14 protein-coding genes are annotated in these 22,638 nt (G+C 71.0%); 6 read left to right on the forward strand and 8 right to left on the reverse strand.

Features of this window, described 5'->3' with window-relative positions:
- The first annotated feature begins 47 nt into the window (after positions 1 to 47).
- Complete coding sequence (locus tag AB0N03_RS06000) at positions 48 to 803, forward strand: DeoR/GlpR family DNA-binding transcription regulator (RefSeq protein WP_364366085.1); 756 nt, start codon at positions 48 to 50, stop codon at positions 801 to 803.
- Here the strand turns inward: AB0N03_RS06000 and AB0N03_RS06005 are convergent.
- The gene (locus AB0N03_RS06005; RefSeq protein WP_364366087.1) at positions 730 to 1,530 is read right to left on the reverse strand and encodes a PIG-L deacetylase family protein; all 801 of its coding nucleotides are present in this window, start codon (positions 1,528 to 1,530) and stop codon (positions 730 to 732) included. The genes AB0N03_RS06000 and AB0N03_RS06005 overlap by 74 nt on opposite strands.
- Before the next feature lie 35 nt (positions 1,531 to 1,565).
- Between AB0N03_RS06005 and AB0N03_RS06010 the strand changes: the two genes are divergently transcribed.
- A complete protein-coding gene (locus AB0N03_RS06010; protein WP_364366090.1) occupies positions 1,566 to 2,312 on the forward strand; it encodes a class I SAM-dependent methyltransferase in 747 nt (248 codons plus the stop codon).
- On the opposite strand, the gene AB0N03_RS06015 is transcribed toward AB0N03_RS06010, so the two are convergent.
- From AB0N03_RS06015 to AB0N03_RS06025, 3 genes are read right to left on the reverse strand one after another with little or no spacing between them, the layout of a single operon-like run.
- Positions 2,299 to 3,066, reverse strand: coding sequence for a polyprenol monophosphomannose synthase (locus AB0N03_RS06015; RefSeq protein ID WP_364366093.1), 768 nt, complete (start codon positions 3,064 to 3,066; stop codon positions 2,299 to 2,301). The two genes, AB0N03_RS06010 and AB0N03_RS06015, sit on opposite strands and share 14 nt — an antisense overlap.
- Before the next feature lie 26 nt (positions 3,067 to 3,092).
- Positions 3,093 to 4,724, reverse strand: coding sequence for an apolipoprotein N-acyltransferase (lnt, locus tag AB0N03_RS06020; RefSeq protein ID WP_364366096.1), 1,632 nt, complete (start codon positions 4,722 to 4,724; stop codon positions 3,093 to 3,095).
- Between the two features lie 11 nt (positions 4,725 to 4,735).
- Complete coding sequence (locus AB0N03_RS06025; RefSeq protein WP_364366099.1) at positions 4,736 to 6,331, reverse strand: amidohydrolase; 1,596 nt, start codon at positions 6,329 to 6,331, stop codon at positions 4,736 to 4,738.
- 132 nt (positions 6,332 to 6,463) lie between these two features.
- Between AB0N03_RS06025 and AB0N03_RS06030 the strand changes: the two genes are divergently transcribed.
- Entirely contained in the window at positions 6,464 to 7,864 is a 1,401-nt protein-coding gene (locus tag AB0N03_RS06030; RefSeq protein WP_364366102.1) for a lysine 2,3-aminomutase, read from the forward strand.
- 387 nt (positions 7,865 to 8,251) lie between these two features.
- Here AB0N03_RS06030 and AB0N03_RS06035 read toward each other — a convergent pair whose 3' ends face one another.
- From AB0N03_RS06035 to AB0N03_RS06050, 4 genes are all read right to left on the reverse strand, one after another.
- Positions 8,252 to 11,053 (reverse strand): AAA family ATPase, encoded by a 2,802-nt coding sequence (locus AB0N03_RS06035; protein ID WP_364366105.1) that lies wholly within the window; start codon positions 11,051 to 11,053, stop codon positions 8,252 to 8,254.
- 114 nt (positions 11,054 to 11,167) lie between these two features.
- Positions 11,168 to 13,513 (reverse strand): hypothetical protein, encoded by a 2,346-nt coding sequence (locus AB0N03_RS06040; protein WP_364366108.1) that lies wholly within the window; start codon positions 13,511 to 13,513, stop codon positions 11,168 to 11,170.
- 51 nt (positions 13,514 to 13,564) lie between these two features.
- Complete coding sequence (locus tag AB0N03_RS06045; RefSeq protein ID WP_364366111.1) at positions 13,565 to 17,518, reverse strand: hypothetical protein; 3,954 nt, start codon at positions 17,516 to 17,518, stop codon at positions 13,565 to 13,567.
- Positions 17,519 to 17,814: 296 nt separating this feature from the next.
- Complete coding sequence (locus AB0N03_RS06050) at positions 17,815 to 18,273, reverse strand: BTAD domain-containing putative transcriptional regulator (RefSeq protein ID WP_364366114.1); 459 nt, start codon at positions 18,271 to 18,273, stop codon at positions 17,815 to 17,817.
- 129 nt (positions 18,274 to 18,402) lie between these two features.
- Here AB0N03_RS06050 and AB0N03_RS06055 point away from each other — a divergent pair, with 129 nt between their 5' ends.
- The 3 genes from AB0N03_RS06055 to AB0N03_RS06065 are packed head-to-tail and all read left to right on the forward strand — an operon-like array spanning position 18,403 to position 22,627.
- The gene (locus AB0N03_RS06055) at positions 18,403 to 18,732 is read left to right on the forward strand and encodes a hypothetical protein (protein ID WP_364366117.1); all 330 of its coding nucleotides are present in this window, start codon (positions 18,403 to 18,405) and stop codon (positions 18,730 to 18,732) included.
- Complete coding sequence (locus AB0N03_RS06060; protein ID WP_364366120.1) at positions 18,729 to 20,687, forward strand: S8 family serine peptidase; 1,959 nt, start codon at positions 18,729 to 18,731, stop codon at positions 20,685 to 20,687. Before AB0N03_RS06055 ends, AB0N03_RS06060 begins: the two co-directional genes overlap by 4 nt.
- On the forward strand, positions 20,684 to 22,627 hold the full coding sequence (locus tag AB0N03_RS06065) for a S8 family serine peptidase (protein ID WP_364366123.1): 1,944 nt from the start codon (positions 20,684 to 20,686) through the stop codon (positions 22,625 to 22,627). The genes AB0N03_RS06060 and AB0N03_RS06065 overlap by 4 nt, the downstream gene beginning before the upstream one ends.
- Positions 22,628 to 22,638: the final 11 nt, after the last annotated feature.

The raw sequence follows: 22,638 nt of genomic DNA on the forward strand, positions 1-22,638 counted from the left end.
CCGTGACCATAATGTGCATGACTCGGCAGAAACAAGGAGGACCGTGCATGCTCGTCGGTGAACGCCGCGACCTGCTGCTCGCCCGGCTCGCGGCCGACGGCAAGGTGCTGGCGAAAGACGTGGCCGCCGAACTCGGCGTCTCGGAGGACAGCATCCGCCGCGACCTGCGCGACCTGGCCGCCGCCGGGCTCTGCCAGCGCGTCTACGGCGGAGCGCTGCCCGTCTCCCCCGCCGTCGCCGACTACGCGAGCCGGACGGCCATCGCCGTCGACGGCAAGGACCGGGTAGCGCAGATCGCCGCCGACCTCGTCCGGCCCGGCTCGACCGTCATCCTCGACGGCGGCACCACCACGCTCGCCGTCGCCAAAGCCCTGCCGAAAGACCTCGAAGCCACCGTCGTCACCCACAGCCCGACCATCGCCGTCGCCCTGCTCGACCACGTCGACGTCGAGGTCTTCCTGCTCGGCGGGCGCCTGTTCCGGCACTCGGCGGTCACCTGCGGGGCCGCCGCGGCCGAGGCCGCCCAGGCGATCAGCGCCGACGTCTTCCTGCTCGGGGTCACCGGCGTCCACCCCGATGCGGGCCTCACCACCGGCGACGCCGAGGAGGCCGCGATGAAACGCACCCTGGCCCGGCGCGCGGCCGACACCTACGTGCTGGCCAGCGCCGAGAAGCTCGGCGCTGCGTCGCGGTTCACCGTGCTGCCGTTCGCCGACATCGCCGGGGTCATCACCGACGCCGACGACTCCGACCAGAACGTGCAGAAACTTGCAGCGATGGGCGTGGAGATCCGGCGGAGCTGACCTCGACGTACCACTCGCGGCCCGCCACGAGCCCGAACACCGGCGCCGGCAGCCACACGAGCACCCGCAGCACCGCCGCCAGCCGCCCGCCGCCGCGCACGTCCGACACGTGCGCGGCGAGTGCCGCCTGCTTGCGCCCGGCGAACCGCCGCACGTCGAACCGGTGGGTGATGGCCGAGGCCGGGCTATAGAGCCGGCCGAGGGCGGCGCCGTCGTACAGGAACGGAATCCGCAGCGCCCGGATGATCCGGACGAGCCGGACGACGGTGTCGCGCGGCATCGTGGCCTCCAGCAGCCGCGTCCCGGTCAGGCGGGCCGCCCGCCGGGCGACCTCGTGCACCTTGACGTGGTCGCGGTGGCCGTAGCCGCCGCCTGCGTCGTAGCCGAGCAACAGGTCGGCCCGCTCTTCGTGCAGCACCGCGGCGAGCCGGTGCGCGGCCTCCTCGGTGTCGGCGCGGGCGAAGCGCTGCCGGCCGGGCGGATCCGGGTACAGCTCGGGCCCGTGCCCGCTGTCGGCGTACCCGAGGTGCACGACGCGCCGGACGCCGAGGATGGCCGCGCTCGCCTCCAGCTCCCGCCACCGCGGGGTCGGGACCGAAGCGTCCATGCCGTCGGTGGCCACGACGACCACCACCCGGTGCCCGTCGGCCGCCGCGCGGGCGAGGGTGCCGCCGCTGAGCACCACGGGGTCGTCGGCGTGGGCGTGGAAGGCCACGATGGTCGTCATCGGTCCCATGATGGCCGATGACGGGAGAAGACGGCATGAGTGAGCACCGGGTCCGGTTCGCGGCGCTGTTCGACGCCGAGGTCCGGCCGCACAACGAGCGATTCCGCGCCGCGGCCGCCGTCGGGCCGGGCGAGGACGTCCTCGACGTCGGCTGCGGCACCGGCGAGTCCACCCGCGAAGCCGCGCGGGCGGGCGCGACCGCGCTGGGCGTCGACGTCTCGGAACAGGCGATCGCCAAAGCCCGCGAACTCGGCGGAGCGAGCTTCCAGGTGGCCGACGTGCAGACGCACCCGTTCCCGGCCGCGGCGTTCGACGTCGTGCTCAGCCGGTTCGGGGCGATGTTCTTCGCCGACCCGCCCGCGGCCTTCGCCAACCTCGCCCGCGCGCTGCGCCCCGGCGGACGCCTGGTGCTGCTGGTGTGGCAGGAGCGGGCCCGCAACGAGTGGTACTCGGTGCTGCACGACGCCGTGGCGCCCGGCACCACCCCGCCACCCGCCGGGCCGCACTTCTCCCTCGGCAACGAAGACCACACACGGACGCTGCTCGAAGAGGCAGGCTTTGCCGACGTCGAGTTCACCGAGCTGCGCGAACCGGTCTGCTACGGGCCCGACGCCGCGACGGCGTGTGAGTTCGCTCTCGGGCTCAAGGACGTCCAGGAGCTGCACCCCACCGAGGACGCCGCGACCCGCCTGCGGGCCGCGTTCGCCGCGCACGAAACCCCGGACGGCGTGCTGCTGGGCGCCCGGACGTGGATCGTGACCGCGCGGGTCAGCCGCGCTTGATCAGGCGGCGCAGCTGCTGCCAGCGCCGCTCCACGCCCCACGTGGCCACCCGCAGGAAGGCCTCGCGGATGATCGAGCCGTCCATCTTCGACTCGCCGATCTCGCGCTCGGTGAAGGTGATCGGCACCTCGACGATCTCGAACCCGGCGTCGGCGGTGCGCAGCGTCAGGTCGATCTGGAAGCAGTAGCCGTGCGAGTTGACCTCGTCCAGCGCCAGCTTCTCCAGCACCGGACGGCGGTAGGCGCGGAACCCGGCGGTGATGTCGCGGGTGCGCATGCCCAGCGCGACCTGTGAGTAGATGTTGGCGCCGCGCGAGAGGACCTGGCGCTTGAGCGGCCAGTTCACCACCGCGCCGCCCGGCACGTACCGCGAGCCGATGGCCAGGTCGGCGTCGCCGACCGCGTCCAGCAGCCGCGGCAGGTCCTCCGGCGCGTGCGAGCCGTCGGCGTCCATCTCGACGATCGTGTTGTACTCCCGCGCGAGCCCCCACCGGAACCCGGCGATGTAGGCCGCGCCCAGGCCGGCCTTCTCGGTGCGGTGCATGACGTGCACGTGGTCGTTCGCGGCCGCGCGTTCGTCGGCGAGCTCACCGGTGCCGTCCGGGCTGCCGTCGTCCACCACGAGCACGTGCACGTCCGGGAGTACCTTCTGCAGGCGATCCAGGATCGGGCCGAGGTTCTCCCGCTCGTTGTACGTCGGGATCACCACCAGCACCGGCTCGATTTCCCGGGCCCCCCGCGGCGCCTGCGACATCCGTGCTCCTCCGATATCCGCGGCGGTCAGTCCGCCGCTTCCCCTGCCGTGCCGGCGCTGCCGCGCCGGGTGCGAAAACGGAGCACGAGCCCGCCGGCCACCCCGGCGATCGCCAGTGCCAGCAGCCCGTACTCCGTCCACGCACCGAGTCGATCCGACAGCGTAGTCTGCGTCCGCAGCGGGACGCGCCCGACCAGGGAATCCGCGGTGAAAAGGCCCGTTGAGCTGGTAACCGTCCCGTCGGGGGCGACGATCGCGCTCACTCCTGAGACGGCGGACACCACGACGGCGCGGCCGTGTTCGACCGCCCGTAGCCGCGACATGGCCAGCTGTTGCACGCTCATCTCGCTCTCGCCGTACCAGGCGTTGTTGGTCGGCACGACGAGCAGTTCGGCGCCGTCGCGCACGGCGTCGCGGCCGGGGAAGTCGAACGCCGCCTCGTAGCAGACGAACATGCCGACCTTCGTGCCCGCGACCGCCATGGCCTGGTTGGTGCCGTCGCCGGGGACCATGTCGACGGTCTCGGTGTCGAGGAACGGCGTGACGAGCTCGGCGAGCTTGCGGGCGGGGACGTACTCGCCGAAGGGCACCAGCTGCTGCTTCGCGTAGCGCTGCCCGGGGCCGGTGTGCGGGTCCCAGGCGATGACGGAGTTCTGCAGGTGCCGGTCGGGCAGTTCGTAGATCGCGCCGATCAGCGCGGGCACGCCGAAGTTCGCGACGAGCTGGTCGACCTGCGGGTCGGGCCCGGTGACGGTGGTGGCGCTCTCCGGCCACAGCAGCAGGTCCGGTTTCGGGACCTGGCCGGCGTGGATGGCGTCGAGCAGCCGTTCGCTCTCGGCGATGGTGTTGCGGCGCAGGACTTCGCGCTCGCCCTGCAGTGCGAGCCCGATGTCGGGGGCGTTGCCCTGCACGGTCGCGACGGTCCGCTCGCCGTCCTGCGCGTCGGTGCCGATCGTCGGCCACAGCGCGAGGCCGGCCACCACCGGCAGCAGCGTCCCGGCCGCGGCGAAGACGGCCGGGCGGGTGCGCAGCGCGGCCGTGAGCGCCGCACGGCCGTCCCAGAGCCGGCCGAGGAGGGCGGCGAGGCAGAAGCCGGTGAGGACGACGGCGAGGCCGACCAGGGGCGCGCCGCCGATCGAGGCGAGCGGTAGGAACGCGCCTTCGGGCTGGCTGAACGCGACCCGGCCCCACGGGAAGCCGCCGAAGGGGAACCACGCGCGGGGCGTCTCCAGCGCGATGAACACGAGCGCGGCCCACAGCGGCCCGGCCGGGAGGCGGGACACCCAGGTCATGAGGCCGCCGGCGAGGCCGTAGTAGAGCGCCAGGGCGAACGACAGGCCCAGCCACGGCCACGGTCCGAAGTCGGGGCCGAGGAAGTCCAGCAGCCAGGTCAGCAGCGGCAGGAAGAACACGAATCCGAACGCGAAGCCGTAGCCGAACGCGCCGCGGAAGCTCCGGCGGCCGCGCAGCACGAGCGCGAATCCGGCGAACGCCAGCGGCGCGAGCCACCACAGCGGGCGCGGCGCGAAGCTCAGGTAGTAGGCGAACCCGGAGACCAGCGCGCCGGCCAGGCGCAGCAGCCAGGCACGGGGGAACCGCCGGGTGCGGGCGGGTTGGTGCGGGGCGCCCGGTTCGGGGTCCGCCACGGTGACTGCCACGGCTGAGAACTCTAGGTGATGGTGTCGTGGAGGACTTCACCCGCGCGGACCGTGCGCAGGCAGTGCGGCAGGGCGGCGTCCGGTTCGAGGCGCGGCAGGGGTGGCACGCCGGCGCGCGGGTCGGTGGACCAGCGCTGCACGCGGCTGTCCGGGGTCGCGACGACGAGGTCGGTCGCGTCCCAGATCGCGTAGTGCGCCGGCGCGCCCGGCACGAGGCTTCCGGTGATGCCGTCGTTGACGCCCGCGGCGCGGTGGCCGGCGCGGGTGTGGGCGGTGAACGCCGCCCGCGGTGAGAGGCCGGCGCCCGGGGTGCGGTGGTAGGCGGCGGCGCGGACGCCGGCCCACGGGTCGAGCGGGGTCACCGGCGCGTCGGAGCCGAAGGCCAGCAGGACACCTTCGGCGGCCAGCGTCGAGAAGGGGTTGAGCCCGGCCGCGCGATCGGCGCCGAGGCGTTCGGCGTACATGCCTTTCTCGCCGCCCCAGAGCGCGTCGAACATCGGTTGCACCGACGCGACGACGCCCCAGCCGGCCAGCAGCTTCGCCTGCTCGGCGGTGACCATCTCCAGGTGCTCGAGCCGGTGGTGGCGGGCAGCCAGGGCGCGCTGCCCGACTTCCTTCTCGGCGAGGCGGAAGCCTTCGACGACTTCGGCGACGGCGGCGTCGCCGATGACGTGGAACCCGGCCTGCAGCCCGGCTTCGGTGCAGGCGGCGAGGTGCTCGCCGACGCGGTGGGCGTCGAGGTAGAGCGTGCCGGAGCCGGCGTGGTCGGCGTAGGGGGCGCTCAGCGCGGCGGTGTGGGAGCCGAGGGCGCCGTCGGCGAACAGGTCGCCGGCCAGGCCGCGGGCGCCGAGCTCGCGGGCGGTGCCCACGGCGCCGAGCTCGCCCCAGTAGCCGACGACTTCGGGGGTGTCCGGGCCGGCGAGGGCGAGCAGGTCGGTGAGGTCGGCACGGCCGGAGATGTCGGGGCCGGCGCATTCGTGGACGCTGACGATGCCGTGGGCGGCGGCCTCGGCGAGGAACGCGCGCTGGGCGCGTTCGCGCTGGTCCGGGGTGATCGCGGCACGCACGGCCGCGCGGACGGCGTGGTGGGCGGCGCGGGTCAGCGGGCCCTCGGGCGACCAGCCGCCGGCGTCGCGGGCGGCCGGGGCCAGCTCGACCAGGGCGGTGGAGACCAGCGCGGAGTGGACGTCGACGCGGCTGAGGTAGACGGGCGTGCCCCCGGCGGCGTCGTCGAGCTCGGCGCGGCTGGGCAGCCGGGAGTCGGTCCACGTGCTCTCGTCCCAGCCGTGGGCGAGCAGGACCCGGCCGGGGGCGACGGCGTCGCGCACGCGGGCCAGCAGGTCGGCGCCGCCGCGGACGCCGGTGAGGTCGAGACCGGTCAGGTGCAGGCCGGTGGCGGTGGCGTGGACGTGGGCGTCGACGAAGGCGGGCGCGACGAACGCGCCGTCGAGGTCGACGACCTCGGCGCCGGGGTGCAGCGTGCGGGCCGGGGCGTCCTGGCCGACCCAGACCACGGTGCCGCCGGTGATCGCCATCGCCGTGGCGTCCGGGCCGGCGGGGGTGTAGACGCGCCCGCCGAGCAGGAGCGTCGTGTGTTCGTCCGTCACGCCCTTGAGTCTGCCCCTCGGTCCGGCGGCTTCCGCCACCTGGGCGAAGGGGAGCCAGCAGGCAGGAAGATTTACTCCGTGAGAACGTTATGACAGGATAATTTAACGTGTTTCCGACGACTAGGAGTCAAAGTGACTGCGACCCAGGAACCTGTGACGCCGGCCGCCGCGTTTGACCAGCCCTACGAGTACGCCCGCGCCGAGCTGGTGGAACCCGACTGGCGCCGCTTCCCGGGCTGGCACGGCGTGACCGACGCCGAATGGCGCGACGCCCAGTGGCAGCGGGTGCATTGCGTCCGCAACGTCAAGCAGCTGCGCGCCCTGATGGGCGACCTGCTGGAGGACCGCTTCTACGAGGACCTGCTCGCCGACCAGCGCGAGCTGGCGACGATGTCGATGCTGCTGCCGCCGCAGATGCTCAACACGATGGCGCCCACGGCGGGCACCGACCCGGCGAAGGTCACCGAGGCGTTCTACGCCGACCCGATCCGCCGCTACATGCTCCCGGTCAAGAGCGACCGCGACGTCACGTGGCCGAGTCACCCCCACTCGGAGCGCGACTCGCTGCACGAGGCCGAGATGTGGGTCGTGGAGGGCCTGACCCACCGCTACCCGACCAAGGTGCTCGCCGAGATGATCTCGACCTGCCCCCAGTACTGCGGCCACTGCACCCGCATGGACCTGGTCGGCAACTCCACCGAGCAGGTCGAGAAGCACAAGCTGACGCTCAAGCCGGTCGACCGCCAGGACGCGATGATCGCGTACCTGAAGAAGACCCCGGGCGTGCGCGACGTGGTCGTCTCCGGCGGCGACGTGGCCAACGTGCCGTGGCCGCAGTTGGAGTCGTTCCTCATGCGCCTGATGGACATCGACACCGTCCGCGACATCCGCCTGGCGACGAAGGCCCTGGCGGCGCTGCCGCAGCACTGGCTCCAGCCGAAGGTGGTCGAAGGCCTGGAGCGCGTGGCGGTGACCGCCCAGCGCCGCGGCGTCAACCTGGCGATCCACACGCACGTGAACCACGCCCAGTCGGTGACCCCACTGGTGGCGGAGGCGGCCCAGACCGCGCTGAACGTCGGCGTCCGCGACGTCCGCAACCAGGGCGTGCTGATGCGCGGGGTCAACGCGACGCCCGCGCAGCTGCTGGACCTGTGCTTCGCGCTGCAGGGCGAGGCGAACATCCTGCCGTACTACTTCTACATGTGCGACATGATCCCCAACGCGGAGCACTGGCGGGTTTCCGTGCACGAGGCCCAGGAGCTGCAGCACTCGATCATGGGCTACCTGCCGGGGTACGCCACCCCGCGCATCGTGTGCGACGTGCCCTACGTCGGGAAGCGGTGGGTGCACCAGCTGGCCGACTACGACCGCGAGCTGGGGATCTCCTACTGGACCAAGAACTACCTGACCAGCGTCGATAAGGCCGACGCCGAGGACCGCGGCGAGGCACTGCAGCGCCGCTACCCCTACTACGACCCGATCACCACCCTGCCCGAAGCCGGCCAGACCTGGTGGGCGAACCGTTCCCGCTGACGTCGGCGTGTCAGCCTTCAGGAGTAGGCCGAGGGGGTGCCGCGGAGCCCGATCGGAGCCGCGCGCACCCCTTCGGCCATCTCGGACGTTTGGGCTGGTCAAGGCCGGTGAGTGCCGGTTGCGACCGATCACGAAACGGCCCGGGGATTCCACAGTGGACAGACATGCGCGCCCGGCGTCCGGTACGGCTCGGTCGGGGTGCTCAAAGGCCGGGGGCTCCTTTTCTCATGGCTGATTCATCGACCTGCGCGCCGGAAACTCCGGCGGTATTTCACAATTCAGCCGGCGGTTTGTCACGCCGGACGAGCCAGTCGAAGATAGCCAGCACTTCGCACCCGGAGTAGCCGCGGCCGGCGGCGAGCGGCATTTATGAGCGGTGCAGCCAGGTCAGGACCGGGGTCCCGAGCCAAGCAGGCTGACGAGCTGTGTCCGGGATCGGACGCCGAGTTTTCGGAATGCGCGGCTCAGGTGTGCCTCGATCGTCTTCTCGGTGACGTACAACCGCTCGGCTATCTGCCGGTTGGTCAACGCGTCGGCCGCCAGCCGGGCGACCCGCCGCTCGGACGGGGTCAACGCGGGCACGCCCGTGACCCGCAACCGAGGCGGGCGACCGCCTTTCGTTGTGAGACCGGCGGTCAACCGGTCGGCCAGTGCCTGCGCGCGGCATTCCAGGGCCAGCTCGGCGGCTCGCCGGATCGTCGCGCGCGCCGTGCTCCGATCGCCGCTGCGCATGTGCAACTCGCCGAGGTCGGCCAGTGCGTGGGTGAGCTCCAGCCGGGCCGGCCCGTCGCGCAGTAGGTCGACAGCCTCTTCCAGGTACTGCCGCGCGTCCGCGGGCTCGGCGAGCCGGGCGGCGGCGCGCAGCGCGACCGCGATGTGCCGGGGCACGGAGAAATCACGGGCTCGCCGCACTTGCTCGCCGATCAGCGTTGACGCTTCGACCGGTTGGGCAGCGAGCAGGTGGGCCTGTGCCGCCAGCAGCCGCCACGGCACGTCCCACAGGTCACTGGTACCCCATTGCTCGTACGACTGCTGGCACAGCACAGCGTCAGCCAGCGCGCGGACGTGATCTCCCTGCGCCAGACGGAGCCGTATCCGCGAACCCAGCAGCCACATATGCGCCGACGAGTGCGGCCGCCGGTCGTCGCCGAGCACTCCGGTGCCGAGTGCGGCCGCCGCTTCCGGCAGCCGTCCGTGCTCGAGGTGCAAGTCGACCCCGGTCGAATGCAGCAGCGGCAATCCGACGTTCGGCCGGGGGGCGGCCGCCGTACCGAGCTCGAGGTGTTCCGCGGCCTGCTCCAGGTCGCCGCGCAGGAACGCGATCCGGGCCAGGTAACCGCGGACGATGCCCATCGGCAGAAGCAGGCCACGGTCCACCGCGGTGTCCAGCGCCCGCTGCATCCGCCGGTCGGCCTCGTCGAGCTGATCGGTCACCAGCAGGGTGTGCACCGCCGCCCACAGCCCGCACCGTTCCGGGGTGAGCGCGTCACCGGCAAGTGCGGCACGGGCCGCCGAAATCGCCTCGCCGACCGGACGCCCGGCCAACACGGCCTCCAGCGCGTACTGGGAATCCAGGACCGCCTGCGAACGGTTGTGCCTGCGGCCGAACGAGTCCATCCGGCGCAGCAGTTCGGCCCGCCCGGCCAGGTCGGCGCGGGCCATTCCGATCAGCTCCGCCTCGACCTCCAGCACCAGTTCGGGGTCTCCGACGTCGGCCAGGTCGTCCAACGCCTGCACGAGCAGCGCAACCGCCTCACGTGGTTCACCGCAGGCGTTGCGGAACCGCGCGAGGCTGTACGCGCACAACGCCCGCTGTTTGCCGGCGTCCGCCAGTGACAGGGCTTCCCGCAGGTGGTGGTCGGCGTCGGCGATGGCCAGGTGGTGTGCTCGGCAGTTGCCCAATAGCCGGCTGATCTCGGCGCGCTGCACCGGCGGCGGTGGTTCGGCCCGTGCTCGGTCGAGGAACACCGCCGCGTTCTCGGGTGACCCGTGCCGGAACGCCTCTTCGGCCGCCGTGATCAGCAGTCCGACCCGGTCGGGCACGCCCGCCGGGGTGGTCCGCAGCAGGTGGGCAGCAACCCGGGTGACCGGTTTGCCCGCCTGTCGCAACACCTGCGCCGCCCGCTCGTGCTCCTGGGCGAGATCCTGCACCGGAATCAAGGTGAGCGCGACATCGCGCACGACCGCGTGGATGAAGGCAGGCGGGTCGGCTCGGTCGAAGATTCCTTCGTGAAGCAGTCGTTGCGCGGCAGCAGCCGCCTCCGGTACCGGCACGCGCGCCTGCTCGGCCACCTCCGCCAGCGCCACGTCGTTGCCCAGCACCGCGACGGCTCGTGCCACCGCCCGCACCGGCGGTGGCTGACGGCGCAACCGTGCCGTCACGTACCACCGGATCGCGTCCGGACCGGCCGCCGCGACGGAAGCGGCCCCCTCGGCGGTCGGCCGCACACCGTCGGTCACCAGTACGCGCAGCAACTCCCGGACGAAAAGCGGATTCCCGCCGGTGACCGCGTGGCAGGCGGCACAGAACTCCTCGTGCGCGTCCGTTCCCAGCTCCCGCCGGACCAGCTCCGCCACCGCGATCCTGCTCAGGTTCTTCGGGCGCAACAGCGTGAGCTCGTCCACGGTCAGGATGTCGTCGACCAACCCGTCTTCGCCGTGGTCGGCGGATCTCGTCGTGATCACGACCAGAGTGCCGAAGGAGTCGAGCCGTCGCGCCAGGAAGCCCAGGAACCGCAGCGAAGGGATGTCGGCCCACTGCACGTCGTCCACCAGCAGGACCGGCGCGGCCTGTTCGGCCAGGTTCACCAGCAGCCAGTACAAACCGTTCAGCACCGCGTACAACGACCCCGGCGCGACAGCCCGGTCCGCGGCGCCGAACAGCCCTTCGGTGATCCCGGCCGCGCCGCTGAACAGCCGGGCGCGGCCGGCGGCCGCCGGAGGGAGCACAGGTTCGAAAAGCTGGCGAACCACGCCGAAAGCGAACTCTCGCTCGATCTGCGCGGCACGCGCCGACAACACCGTGCAACCCCGGCCCACCGCCAGCCCGCGAACGTGCCTCAGCAGCGCCGTCTTCCCCGCGCCCGCGGCACCCTCCAGGACGACCACGCCGCCCTGACCGGCGTCTAGGCGAACCAGCGACCTCTTCAGGGCGCGCACCTCGGCGTCCCGTTCCACGAGTTCCGTCACCGGACGCAAACTCCGATCTGCGGCCACCTGACATCGCGCACATCGCGTTCAGGTAGGGAATTCACCCTAGCAGTTCGGAATTCGCTCGGACGTTGTTTGACCGACCCTTCGAATTCACCGACGCGTCCGCACCTGCTCCGCCAGCATCTCGCCGACGTACCGCCCCGCGGCCACCGCCATGGCCCGCGCCGTGGACTTGCCTCCGCCGTCCGGGACGTCGTCCGCCACCCCAGCCGAGTGCTGCGCGACCGCGACCCGGCCGATCGCGTTCCCGCCGTCGTCGAACACGAAGTGCTCGACGACGCCCAGCTCGGACGCTTCGGCCAGCGACGCCCGGAAGCGGCCGAGGAGTTTTTCGTCGGCGTACAGGGAACCCACCAGGGTCGCCGGCCGAGAATCCGGCCCCCTTTGCCCGAAGTCGACATCGGCGTCCGGGGTGAGGTGCCAGCCTGGCCCCTTTCCCGCTGGCCGCGCCTTCAGCCGCTGGACGACGTCCTCGGAGCCGGTGCACCCGCGGATGCACAGCTCGACGTCCAGCACCTCGACGGCAGGGAGGTCACCCAGCAGCTCGATGTCGTGCAGGCACACGGTGAAGGGAGCGTCCGACGTCGGATCCGTGCCCGTACGCCAGCCTGTCGCGCAGTGGCGCCGGAACATCCGGCCGCACTGGCGGATCAGGTCCGTTTCGAGCGCGGACGCGTGTGGATCCCACTCCCCGTCGTGGAGGTAGTACTCGGGACCCGGGATCTGCGAGCGCCCGGGGTTGTCGGTCGCCGCCGCCCTGGCCGCCGCGCCGATCCCGGACAGGTCGAGGTTGCCCATGAGGTCGAGCAGTTCCGCGTGAGGGTCGGGGACCTGCCGGCGGACGCTGTCCAGCGCGGCATCCATCGCGGCGACCACGGCGAGGGTGGAAGCGGTGTCGTGGAAGGGATCGGCCGACTCCGCGTCGACGGCGACGAAGGTGCCGGGACCGCCGACGTAGTAGCAGGCGTGGCCGCGGTCACCGGTGGCGACCACGAGGTCGTACACCACCTCACCGTCCACGGCCGGGTCCGGCTCGTGCGCGGTCACCTCTCGCACGCTCACCGGTCCTGGCCCGTCCGGGCCGATGGCAGCGAGCCGGGCCTCGGCGACGAGCGAGCCGACGCCGTCGTCGATCATCGTCGGCACGGCGTCCGCGAGGTTCCACGGGTCGACCGCGCGACGCCGTGGCCCCGGCCCGACCGCCGAGCGGAACGGGTGCCCGGCGGTGGCGAACACATTGAGGCCGTTGACCGAGTACAACGGGCGGCCGAGCCGGCCGGGTCGCTCGGCCAGCACGACCGTTCCGGACCCGCCGTCGGACCTCACCTCGTCACCGATCCGGACGTCTTCGACGGGCTTCACCGAACCGTCGGCCATCAGCACGCCGGTGCCCGCGCCGAGACAGCTGCTCGGCTGCGGCTGGTACCTGCTGAGCGGGCCCCACAGGCAGAGGCTGCGGGCGTAGCCGTTTGTCACTCCCACGTGCGCGCGCACCGGCGGCATCGGCGGCTTGGACGCGTACGAGGTCAGCACCAGTTCGGGCAGGCCGGCGTTGAGGGCGCCCGCCGTCGACGCCACGATGTCCGTTCCGGAAAGTGGGGCGTACCACGTGGTGTACCCGCCGTTCCACCAGCGTTGCTCGCCCACCTGGCCGGGCACGAGCAGACCCTCGGCACGCAGCGCCCGGATCTCGGCGTCGACGTCGGGACACCCCAGGGCCTTGAGGATGACCCACAGGTTGTACAGGAACCACACAGCCGCGCTCGTGCTGTCACCGCCCATTCCGATGGCGCCGTTGAGGTTCGCGACGATCGCCCCCGCGGCCAGCTCGTCACTGAGCTGCGAGCAGGCCTCGGGAAGCTGCCCAGCCGCCGCCAGGGCCCGCAGCGCGGACGCGGTCGGCTCGTACGCGTTCCGCAAGGTCGCCAGGTAGCTTGCCGTGAGAGCGGGGAGGAACTGGGTGTTCATCGTCGCCATGTCCGCGGACAGCTTGCCGGTGTCCAGTGGCACCGCCGCGGCCTGCCGTGCCGCATCGGTGAGCACGGCCAGCGCGTAGTCCTGCCACCACCGCAGACCGAGCCCGGGTTCCTGCTGCCGGACCGCGGCGGTGACCGCCGCCGACGCGCCGGTCACCGCCCTCTTCGGGAAGAACGCGTCCGCGTACCCGGCGAACGGGCCCTCGTAGGAGCAGGTGATGTAGTAGCCCATGCCGCCGTCCGGCGGCTGCGACGCGATCGGTTCGTTGGCCGTGGCGACCTGCAGCACCGTGCCGAGGGCGCCGCGGTGGGCCGACTCGACCTCGGGATCGCCGAAGTAGGGCATCGAGTCCAGCAACAGCCGGAGGTTCGGCAACAGGCTGGGGGCCGGCCCGGATCGCGGTGCGGAACCGGTGAGGAATCCGGCGAACTGCGTCTGGTAATGCTGGTAGGAAGTCATGATTCCCCTCCGCGCCGAGTGGGTGGTCGGTCGATCGCCAGGTCAGCCGGGTCAGCCGGCCGGGAGCAGCGGGGTGGCCGGCACCGCGACGGTGACGTCGAAGGACGCTGCCGCGGTACCGCAGACGTTCGTCGCCGTGATGCTGACGCGGGTCCGGGACTCCTTGCCCGCCTGCTGGCCGTTGGGGGTGATCGCCCCGGTCTGCTCGTCGAAGCGGAGGAAGGCCGGCAAAGCGTCACCGTCGTGGCGGAAGGTCATCGGCGTGCTCGGCAGCACCGCGAATCCGGGGCCGAAGGTCTGCTGCGGCGACGGCGTGCTGCCCAGGGGGAAGAGCAGGTCGGTCATGGTCATGAAGTTCGGCGACATCCCGGACATGGTGAGGGTGAAGACGGACCCCGGCTCGGGGACGATGATGACCGGCGGGGTGGGCAGGTCGGTCGCCACGAGCCCGGTCTTCCCGCGCGCCAGCCACAAGGACACCTTCTCGATCGCGGGGTTGTAGTGCCCATTTTCGTCGGGCAGCACCGCGCCGAGCTTCAGGGCGAGCGAGATCAGGAACTTCTCGTCGCCGGTCAGCTCGGCCTTGCCCCGGGGCACGCCGAGCCAGGCCTGGGTCAGCACGTACGGCGGCAGGTCACGGGGCTCCCGCGGACTCGGCATCTTCGGCTGGAACGAGACCGTCCGGTCGTCCATCAGGCTCAGGTAGCGCACGACCGGCGGTTTCGCCGGGTCGGGTTGCAGCACGGTGAAGACGGTGCTCATCCCGAACGCATCGGTGGTCACCTGCCACACGCACTCCGGCAACGTCGTGCCGGCACCGAACCGGATCGAGCCGTCCCGCTCTGCTCGCAGTGTATCGCCGTTCACCGACAGCGTGCTCCCGATCATCACCAGCGATCCCCGATCCGGGTTCCGGTACGGGACGGCGTAGTCCAGGCTCCGGTTCCTGCCCCCGACCCGGAAACCCGCCGGCTCCGCGTAGTCGTTGACGAAGTCCTCGATCATGTCGGGCACCTTCTTGAACAGCTGGTAGAGCAGCACGCCGATGCCCGCGAGCGCCACGAGGATCGCCAGGGGGCCGGCGAAGGCGAAGATCGTCGCCAGCGCGCCGTCCGCCACGATCGCACCCCCAGCGACCAGCCACTCGCCGGAGAGCGCGAAGAGCATCAGCGATCCGCTGACGACGTTCAGGGCGTCCGAGACGACAGCGAGGCCCGACTCCCCCTCGGCCAGGTGCGCGATGCTCAGGCAGATCCCGGCCAGGATGAAGACCGGCCCGATGCGGGTCGCGACGAATTCGTCGAGGTTCGAGCCGAACACCTTCGCGACGAGCGAGGCCTCCTCGGCCTCGGCGGTGGCCTCGGTGACGAGGACCGCGGTCAGGTTGCCCCCGTCGGCGGTGGCCAGCTTGCCGACGGTGCCCTCCACGTCCCCGAGCCAGCGCGCCGTCGAGTTCCCGATCTTGAGCAGCCCCTGGTCCAGCTGTCCGGTCTCGCCCTTCATGACGATGTCCCGCACGGCCGCGGCCCGCTGGAGCTTCGTCATCCCGTTCACGTTGAAGATCGCGTAGATGCGGACGCCCCGCTTGACCACCGCCGACACGATCTGCAGGCCCAGCTGGACCGTGTTGATGACGAGGGTGGCCCGCTGGAGCTTGCTCAGCTGGTCCCAGCTCTTGAACGCGCCGAGCAGGTTGAACACGGCCAGCCCCGTGATCCCGCCGATCAGGGCCGAACCGAACACCTGGCCCACCGACACCAGCTTCGGGAACTTGCCCGAGAACCAGGTGAACCACTCGTTGGCGATGTAGGGCAGCGCCAGGGCGTCCTGCACCGTGACGGCGATCGCCAACAGCGCGTCGATCGAGTCGTGCAGCAGCCGGTCGGCGTTCTCCTGCTGCAGGATGGCGCCGATGGACTTGGCGGCCTCGGCGATCTGCTCGTCCTCGTTGCGCAGGTTGTTGTCGACGAAGGCCTGCAGGTACTCCTTGACGAGGTCGAAGCTCGTGGCCTCACCGAGGAAGCCGAACATGCTCGGCAGGATGTTCGTGGCCAGGAAGGCGTTGAGCGTGCCCACATAGCGCTGCGCGAAGAACCCCGAGGGGTCCAGGGCAGTCAGCACAGCCACGTTCTGCTGGAACAGCCGGGTCAGACCGGTTCCGTCACCCGACCCGGTGTTGACCGACATCTGCAGCGAGATGTTGGCGAGGATGCCGGGCGCCACGTTGTAGGTGTAGAAGGCGAACGCCCAGTACAGGTTCTTGGTACTCGCGTACTGCCCAGCGCTCCGGACGTCGGCGATGAGCTCGGCCTTGACATCACCGGTGGCGCCGGCATCGGCCACGACGTTCGCCTTGATGTCGGCGATGTCGGCCGCCACCGCCGCGTCGATCGTGGCCTGGTAGGTCTTGGCGTTCGTGGTCTGGTCGGACAGGTAGTCGGCGGTCATCGAGCACCGCTTCTGCCATTCGATGCCGAACAGCCGCTGCCCGTGCGCGTGGTAGACCGGCGATCTGGCCACCTCGGTCTTCAGCCAGGTCATCGCCCTCGGACCGTTCAGGTAGCGGCAGTGGTCTTCCGACCCTTCCGACAGCCCGAAGGACAGCACAGCGGTCGCGAGCGACTCATACCACTTGGCCGGTTCAGGCACTCCGGTGACCGCGCTCCCGGCCACCTCCGCGAGCTGCCCGGTGAGCTTCGGCTGGGGGGTCCCGGGGAACAGCCGGTCCCACAGGTCGCTCGGGATGAAGCTGTTCATCATGGTGCCGAGGTCGCCGGTCACCGCGGCCTGGACGACGTCGCCCCAAGCGCCGTCGGCGTTCTTCCCGTACGGCGTCATCGCGAGCAGACCGTAGATGTCGACGGTCTGGCTGGCGAGTGCTTCGGCCAGCTCGACGGACTTGCGGTGCAGCTCGAGGTGCACGTCCCGGTGCAGGGAAATCGCCGCCAGGGCATCCCTGGTGCTGAGCCGGGCCGCGCGGACCACCTCCCCCGCGAGCCAGTCGCCGTCGACCTGCAGGCTTCCGTTCGCCGGCAGGCCAGTGCGCCGCTGGTGCGCCGGGTCGAGGTCGGTCCACTCCAGCCGGTCCCCGATCACAGCGGCGCCCGGGACCGGCTCGCCGCCGATGGTCAGCCGGCCGTCGAAGACGCCGAACGGTGTGGCGTCCGCGGTCGCCCGGTAGTACCCGGTGAGCGCCGGGCCGGCGTGCACGCCGCGGAAGCCCACGAGCGTGCCTTTGGGTGCGACGCTGTCGATCTCGAGGACGCCGGTGATGCCGAGAGCCGCCGAGTCCTCCACCGCTTCCAGCCACCAGGGGTACACGGTGTCCGGTCCGGTGGGGGGCCGCGGTCCCTTGTCCCGGTTCGGGGGGATCGTCGACTTGAAGCTCAGCAGCCACACGAGTTTGCCGTCACGCTGCCCGAGCTGGAGCCCCGCCGCAAACGAGTCCGGGTCCCACGGGAGAGCGCCGGTCTCGTTGTCCTGGAATTCGAAGGTGAACGTGGGCGGCTGGAGGGGACCGCCCGGCGTGACGGTGTAGGTCAGCAGCAGCCGGTTGGCGACCCAGCGGGCGGCCTCCCAGGCCGGCGACTTCGGGTCCCAGAGCAGGCCGACGACCGCGCCACCCGACGTTTCGTAGGTGGCGCCGCAGTCGAGCGCGACGTCGCAGGCGAACCGTGCCCGGGCGCCGGCGGTCACCGAGCAGAGATCGTGTTCGGGACCGACGGTGCCATGCGCGCCGGACCCATCGTGGCTCAGCCGCAGGTGACCGCCGCCGAAGGCGCCGTGCCAGGTCAGCACCCGGTCGTGCGCGTCGTAGGCCCACGAGTCACACGGAATCGGCAGCTGGTCCAGGAAGAGCTGATCCTCACCGGCGGTCAGGACCATCGTGACGCGGGTGGGGATCGGGCGCTGCGAGTTGGCGAAGGTGTCCATGCGCTCCACCACGAAATCTTGGTGGAGCCGGCTTGCGCTCTTCTGCTGTCCCCGGACCGTGCTCGACGTCATATCCGACTCCCCTTTTTTTTGATTGCTTGGACGCGGGTCACCGCTCGCGGCGAAGCGATTGCTGACAACCGGCGGTATCCCCCTCACCGGCGTCGACGGCCTGACCGACGTTATAGCCGCGCCCGCATCTGCGCGTCAGGGAAATCCCTACAGGAAACCCGCGTCTCCGTCACTCGGACAGCTTCGGGCCGGCCCCGGCGATCTCGGGCGCGACCGGCCGACACACGTGCAGGTTCTCGGTCGCCCGGACCCGGCCGCTGCGGCTTCACCGGCGAGCCGGTCGCCGACCGCGGTGATCACCGGCTCGAAGTCGCGGACATGCGTGATCGCCGGCTGAATGAGACCGACGTCCACCTCGCCCCGGATCTTGGACAGCCCGGTACAGGGCGCCCGGTGAGCTCCTCCACCGGCCCCGCGCCGGTGGTGAGCTCGGCGTCGACGCGGTCCTCGATCGCGCCGAGGCGCAGCCCGTGCAGCCGCGTCGCCTCGGCACGCAGCTGGGGGAACTCGGCGTAGGCGTCCCCGCGCCACACCGCTAGCGCGGCGGTCAGGTGCTCGGCCGCGGCCGACGGCTCGGTCGCCAGTGCGCGCCTGCGGCCGGCGTTCGCCGTGAGCAGCGCGAGGAGCGTGCGGATGCGGAACCCGCCGAGTTCCAGGGCCCGGTCGCGCACTCGAAGTTCGAAGGGGCCCAGCACCTGGAACCACGGCCCGTCCGCGTAGCCGGCGTCCGGTTCGCGCGCAGAGTCCGGCCTCACGCCCTTCAGGTGAACTGGCCGCCCCACCAGATACGCCGGAGCGGCTTCGTCAAGCTGTCGACGGGTTGTCGACGAGTTGTCGACCGTCGCGGCAACAGTGGGCCCGGCAACCGAAAACCCGGGGGAACCATGACCATCGTCCGGCTGAAGTGGGCGGACACCGCCGCCACCGACCTCCACCTGACACCCGGTCTCTCGTCGCCGGAGCTCGTCCGGCTCCTGCGCGTCGACGACCTCACCGGCGAGACGCTCACGCAGGACCAGCCCTTGCCGCCGGACACCAAGGTGACGGCCACGGCCGCCGGGCAGCACGCCGACGGCACCGCCGTCTGCGCCCCGTCCTGGTCCACGCACGTGCGGCTCGCGCACCTCGGCGGTCCCGGCGTGAAGCAGGTCGACACCGTGCCGAGCCCCGACGCCGTCACCCCGGTCCGACGCAGTGAGGTGCTCATACCGTGACCCAGCAGCAGGATTTCCGCCTTCTGATCGGCCCGGAACCGTTCGATCCCGTCGACGTGGCACCCGGCGCGCTCGCGGCGGGCAAGAAGGCGACGGTCGTCCAGTTCACCGCCGCGTTGACCGGCCCCGACGTCGTCCGCTTGAAGCGCGCGTACGGCCTGGTCCTCGACCGGTTCATCCCGAACCTGGCCTACCTCGAACGGCTCGACGACGAGACCGTCGCACGGGTGCGGGCCGACTTCCTCGTCCGGTCGTGCGTCGCGCTGGATCCGGCGCTGAAGCTCGCTCCGTGGATCCCCGCCACCGGCTCGCCGCTCGCTTTGATCGTGACCCTGTTCGACGACGTGGACGCCGGCGCCGTGCGGACGGTGTTGACCACGGCCGGCGCCCAGGATGTCCAGGTCCTCGACAACCGGGAGATCGGCAGCCATCCCATCGCGCGGTGCACGCTCGACGACCGGTCGGTGCTGCCCCTGGTCGCTGCCGTCGACGATGTCGTCTGGGTGGAACCGGAGCAGCCCGCTGTGGACTTCAACGTGGAAGCGGCGCAGACGATCCAGTCCGGCACGGTCGGCGAGCACGGCGGCCCGATCTGGGACCAGGGCCTGCACGGTGAGGGCCAGGTGATCGACATCATCGAGCAGGACGGCACGATCGACCTGAGCCACTGCTTCTTCGCCGACAACCCGGTGAACATCCCCGGCCCGCTCCACCGCAAGGTTCTCAAGCTCACCTCGAAGGCCGGCACCAAGGTGAGCGAGCACAGCATGTTCGTCGCGGGGATCGCGGCGGGCGACCAACTCACCAACCAGGGAGCGCACCCGCACCGGGGCGGGGCGTGGGCGGCCAAGATCGTCTTCCGCACCCGGGACACCGACCTCGTGACCATGCTCGTCGACGGGATGAACGCGGGAGCCACGATCCACAACACCAGCTGGGGAGTCGAAAAACCGTTCTACGACAAGCTCGCGCGGGACGCGGACGAATTCAGCTTCCGCCACGAGGACCACGTGGTCGTCGGCGCCGCCGCGCCTTTCCACGGACCGGACGACAACAGACCGCCCGGGATCGCCAAGAACGTCCTCTGCGTCGGGGCGGCCGAAGCGTTCCCCTTCGAGATGAACTTCGGTGACGGGCAGCCCGGCCCGACCACCCCCGACGGGCGTCGCAAGCCCGATCTCATGGCCGTGGGCTGTGGCATCAGCTCGGCGCTGCCGAACCCCGCGCCGACGCCGGGTCCCTACTGCCTGACCGGTCCGCCGCAGGTGTTCGCCGCGTGCGGCACGAGCTGGGCGGCGCCGAACGCCGCGGCCGCGGCCGCGCTCGCGCGCCAGTACTTCACCGAGGGGTTCTACCCCAGCGGGAAGAAGCAGACGGACCAGATCATGTTCCCGACCGGCGCGCTGATCCGGGCCGTGCTGCTCAACTCGACCGTCGACATGACCGGTACCGGCACCGCCTTTGCCAGCCTCAAGGGCTACCCGACAGCCCTCGAGGGCTGGGGACGCATCCGGCTCGATCGCACCCTCTCCTTTCCCGGCAGTGCTCGTCGCCTGTTCGTCAACGACGTGCGGCACATCGCCGGCCTGACACTCCTGCAGAAGACGACCCGGCAGGTGTCCGTCGCCAACGACACCGAAGCGCTCAAGATCACGCTGGTGTGGACGGACGTCCCACCGGCCGAGTCCCTGCACACCCTGCCCTCGCGCAACGCCATCCGGCTGGACGTGGAGGACCCCACGGGAATCCGGTACCTCGGCAACGACATCGACCGGACCACCGGGTTTTCCCGGCCGTTCGCACCAGCTACGTCCAGTGGGGCAGACCTCCGCAACAACGTCCAGATGGTCATCGTCGAGCATCCGCCGGCCGGCAAGTGGGCCATCTCGCTCCACGGGGACCTGATCTTCGGGCAGCAAGGCTACGCACTCGTAGTGTCAGGAGCGTTGAAATGACCGACTTCCGCGTATGGATCGGCCCGGAGCCGTTCGACCCCGCCGACGTGCTGGTGCCGGAGGCCCTCGTGTCGGCCAAGAGGGCGACGCTGGTGCAGTTCCGGGCGTCCCCGAACGAGCCCGACGTCGTCCGGCTGAAGACGGCGTACGGCGTGCGCCTCGACCGGTTCATCCCGAACTTCTCGTTCCTCGAACGGCTCGACGACGAGACCGCCGCGAGGGTGCGTGCCGACTTCCTGGTGCGCACGTGCGTCCCGCTCGACCCGGCGTTGAAGCTCGCCTCCTGGATCCCCACGAGCGGCACACCGCTGACCCTGATCGCGACCCTGTTCGACGACGCGGACGCCGCCGCCGTCTCGGCCGCGCTGACCGCACTCGGCGCGCGCGACGTCGTGCTCACCGACAACCGGTCCTTCGGCGGCAGCCAGTACGCCGACTTCACCCTCGACGACCGGGCCAAGCTGCCACAGGTCGCGGCCATCGGCGACGTCGTCCTGGTCGAGCCGGTCCCGGAGCGCGAGGTCACCGACCTCCCCTCGGCCCAGGTCTTCCAGTCGGGCGTCGCCGGCTTGAACGCCACCCCCATCTGGGACCACGAACTGCACGGAGAGGGGCAGGTCCTCGGACTCATCGACGAGGGGTTCCTCGACCTGAACCACTGCTTCTTCAACGATCCCGACCACGCCAAGGCCGACGAAGACCACCGCAAGGTCCTCGCCAAGTTCGACCAGAACGACATCGGGCCTTCGCCGCACTTCATGTTCGTCGCCGGTATCGCCGCGGGCGACTCCCTCGACAAGAACGGCAAGGGCGGCGTCCACGAGCACCGCGGTGGCGCATGGGCGGCCAAGATCGCCTGCTACAGCTTGAACGACATGGCCGGTGCGGTTTCGGTCAAGTTCCAGCTGATCCTCGACCGGCTCAAGAATGCGGGAGCGTTCGTCCACACCAACAGCTGGGCCGGCGGTATCCCGGCGTACAACGTCGACGCCGTCGACGCCGACACGTTCAGCTTCGGCAACGAGGAGCACGTGGTGATCGCCGCCGCGGCGAACACCAACGACCACGCCGCCGGCAACGGCGCACCCGGGATCGCCAAGAACGTGCTGTGTGTGGCCGCGTCCCAAGGTCCGCCCGACCAGATGACCTTCGGCAGCGGGAAACCCGGGCCGACCACCGACGGGCGGCGCAAACCCGACCTCATGGCGGTGGGCAACGGCATCCAGTCGGCGTCCCTGAAGAAGAACTCGACCGCCCTCTACTGCGACGCCGGTCCCTACTTCAAGAACCCAGACCTGGCGGCCACGAGCTGGGCGACGCCCAACGCGGCCGCGGCCGCCAGCCTCGTACGCCAGTACTTCACCGAGGGGTGGTACCCCGGCGGCGAGAAACGGGGTGACCACCACATGATCCCGACCGGCGCCCTGATCAGGGCCGTGTTGCTCAACTCGACCACCAACATGACCGGCATCCCGGGCTACCCGTCCGACGTCGAAGGCTGGGGGCAGATCCAGCTCGACCGCACCCTCTTCTTCAAGGACGGCCGCAATCGCCGGCTGCTGGTGAACGACGTGCGGCACAGCGCCGGGCTGTCGCTGGGGACGAAGGCCACGCAACGCTTCTTCGTCGGCAATGACCACGAACGGCTCAAGATCACGCTCGTGTGGACGGATCCACCCGCTGCCGCGCTGGCCGCCCAGCCCTCACGCAACGTCCTCAAGCTGACCGCCCAGGACGCGCTCGGGCTCCAGTACCTGGGCAACGACTTCGACACCGTGGCCGGGGTGTCCCGTGAAGGCGGGACCGGCACCCAGGACCGGCTCAACAACGTCCAGATGATTGTCGTCGACAAGCCGTTCACCGGTCCGTGGACCATCACCGTCAGCGGCACCGTCGTCTTCGGCAAGCAGGGTTACGCCCTCGTCGTCACGGGCGCATGACATGAACGACT

It is taken from the genome of Amycolatopsis sp. NPDC051061, from assembly GCF_040682935.1.
GTDB lineage: Bacteria > Actinomycetota > Actinomycetes > Mycobacteriales > Pseudonocardiaceae > Amycolatopsis.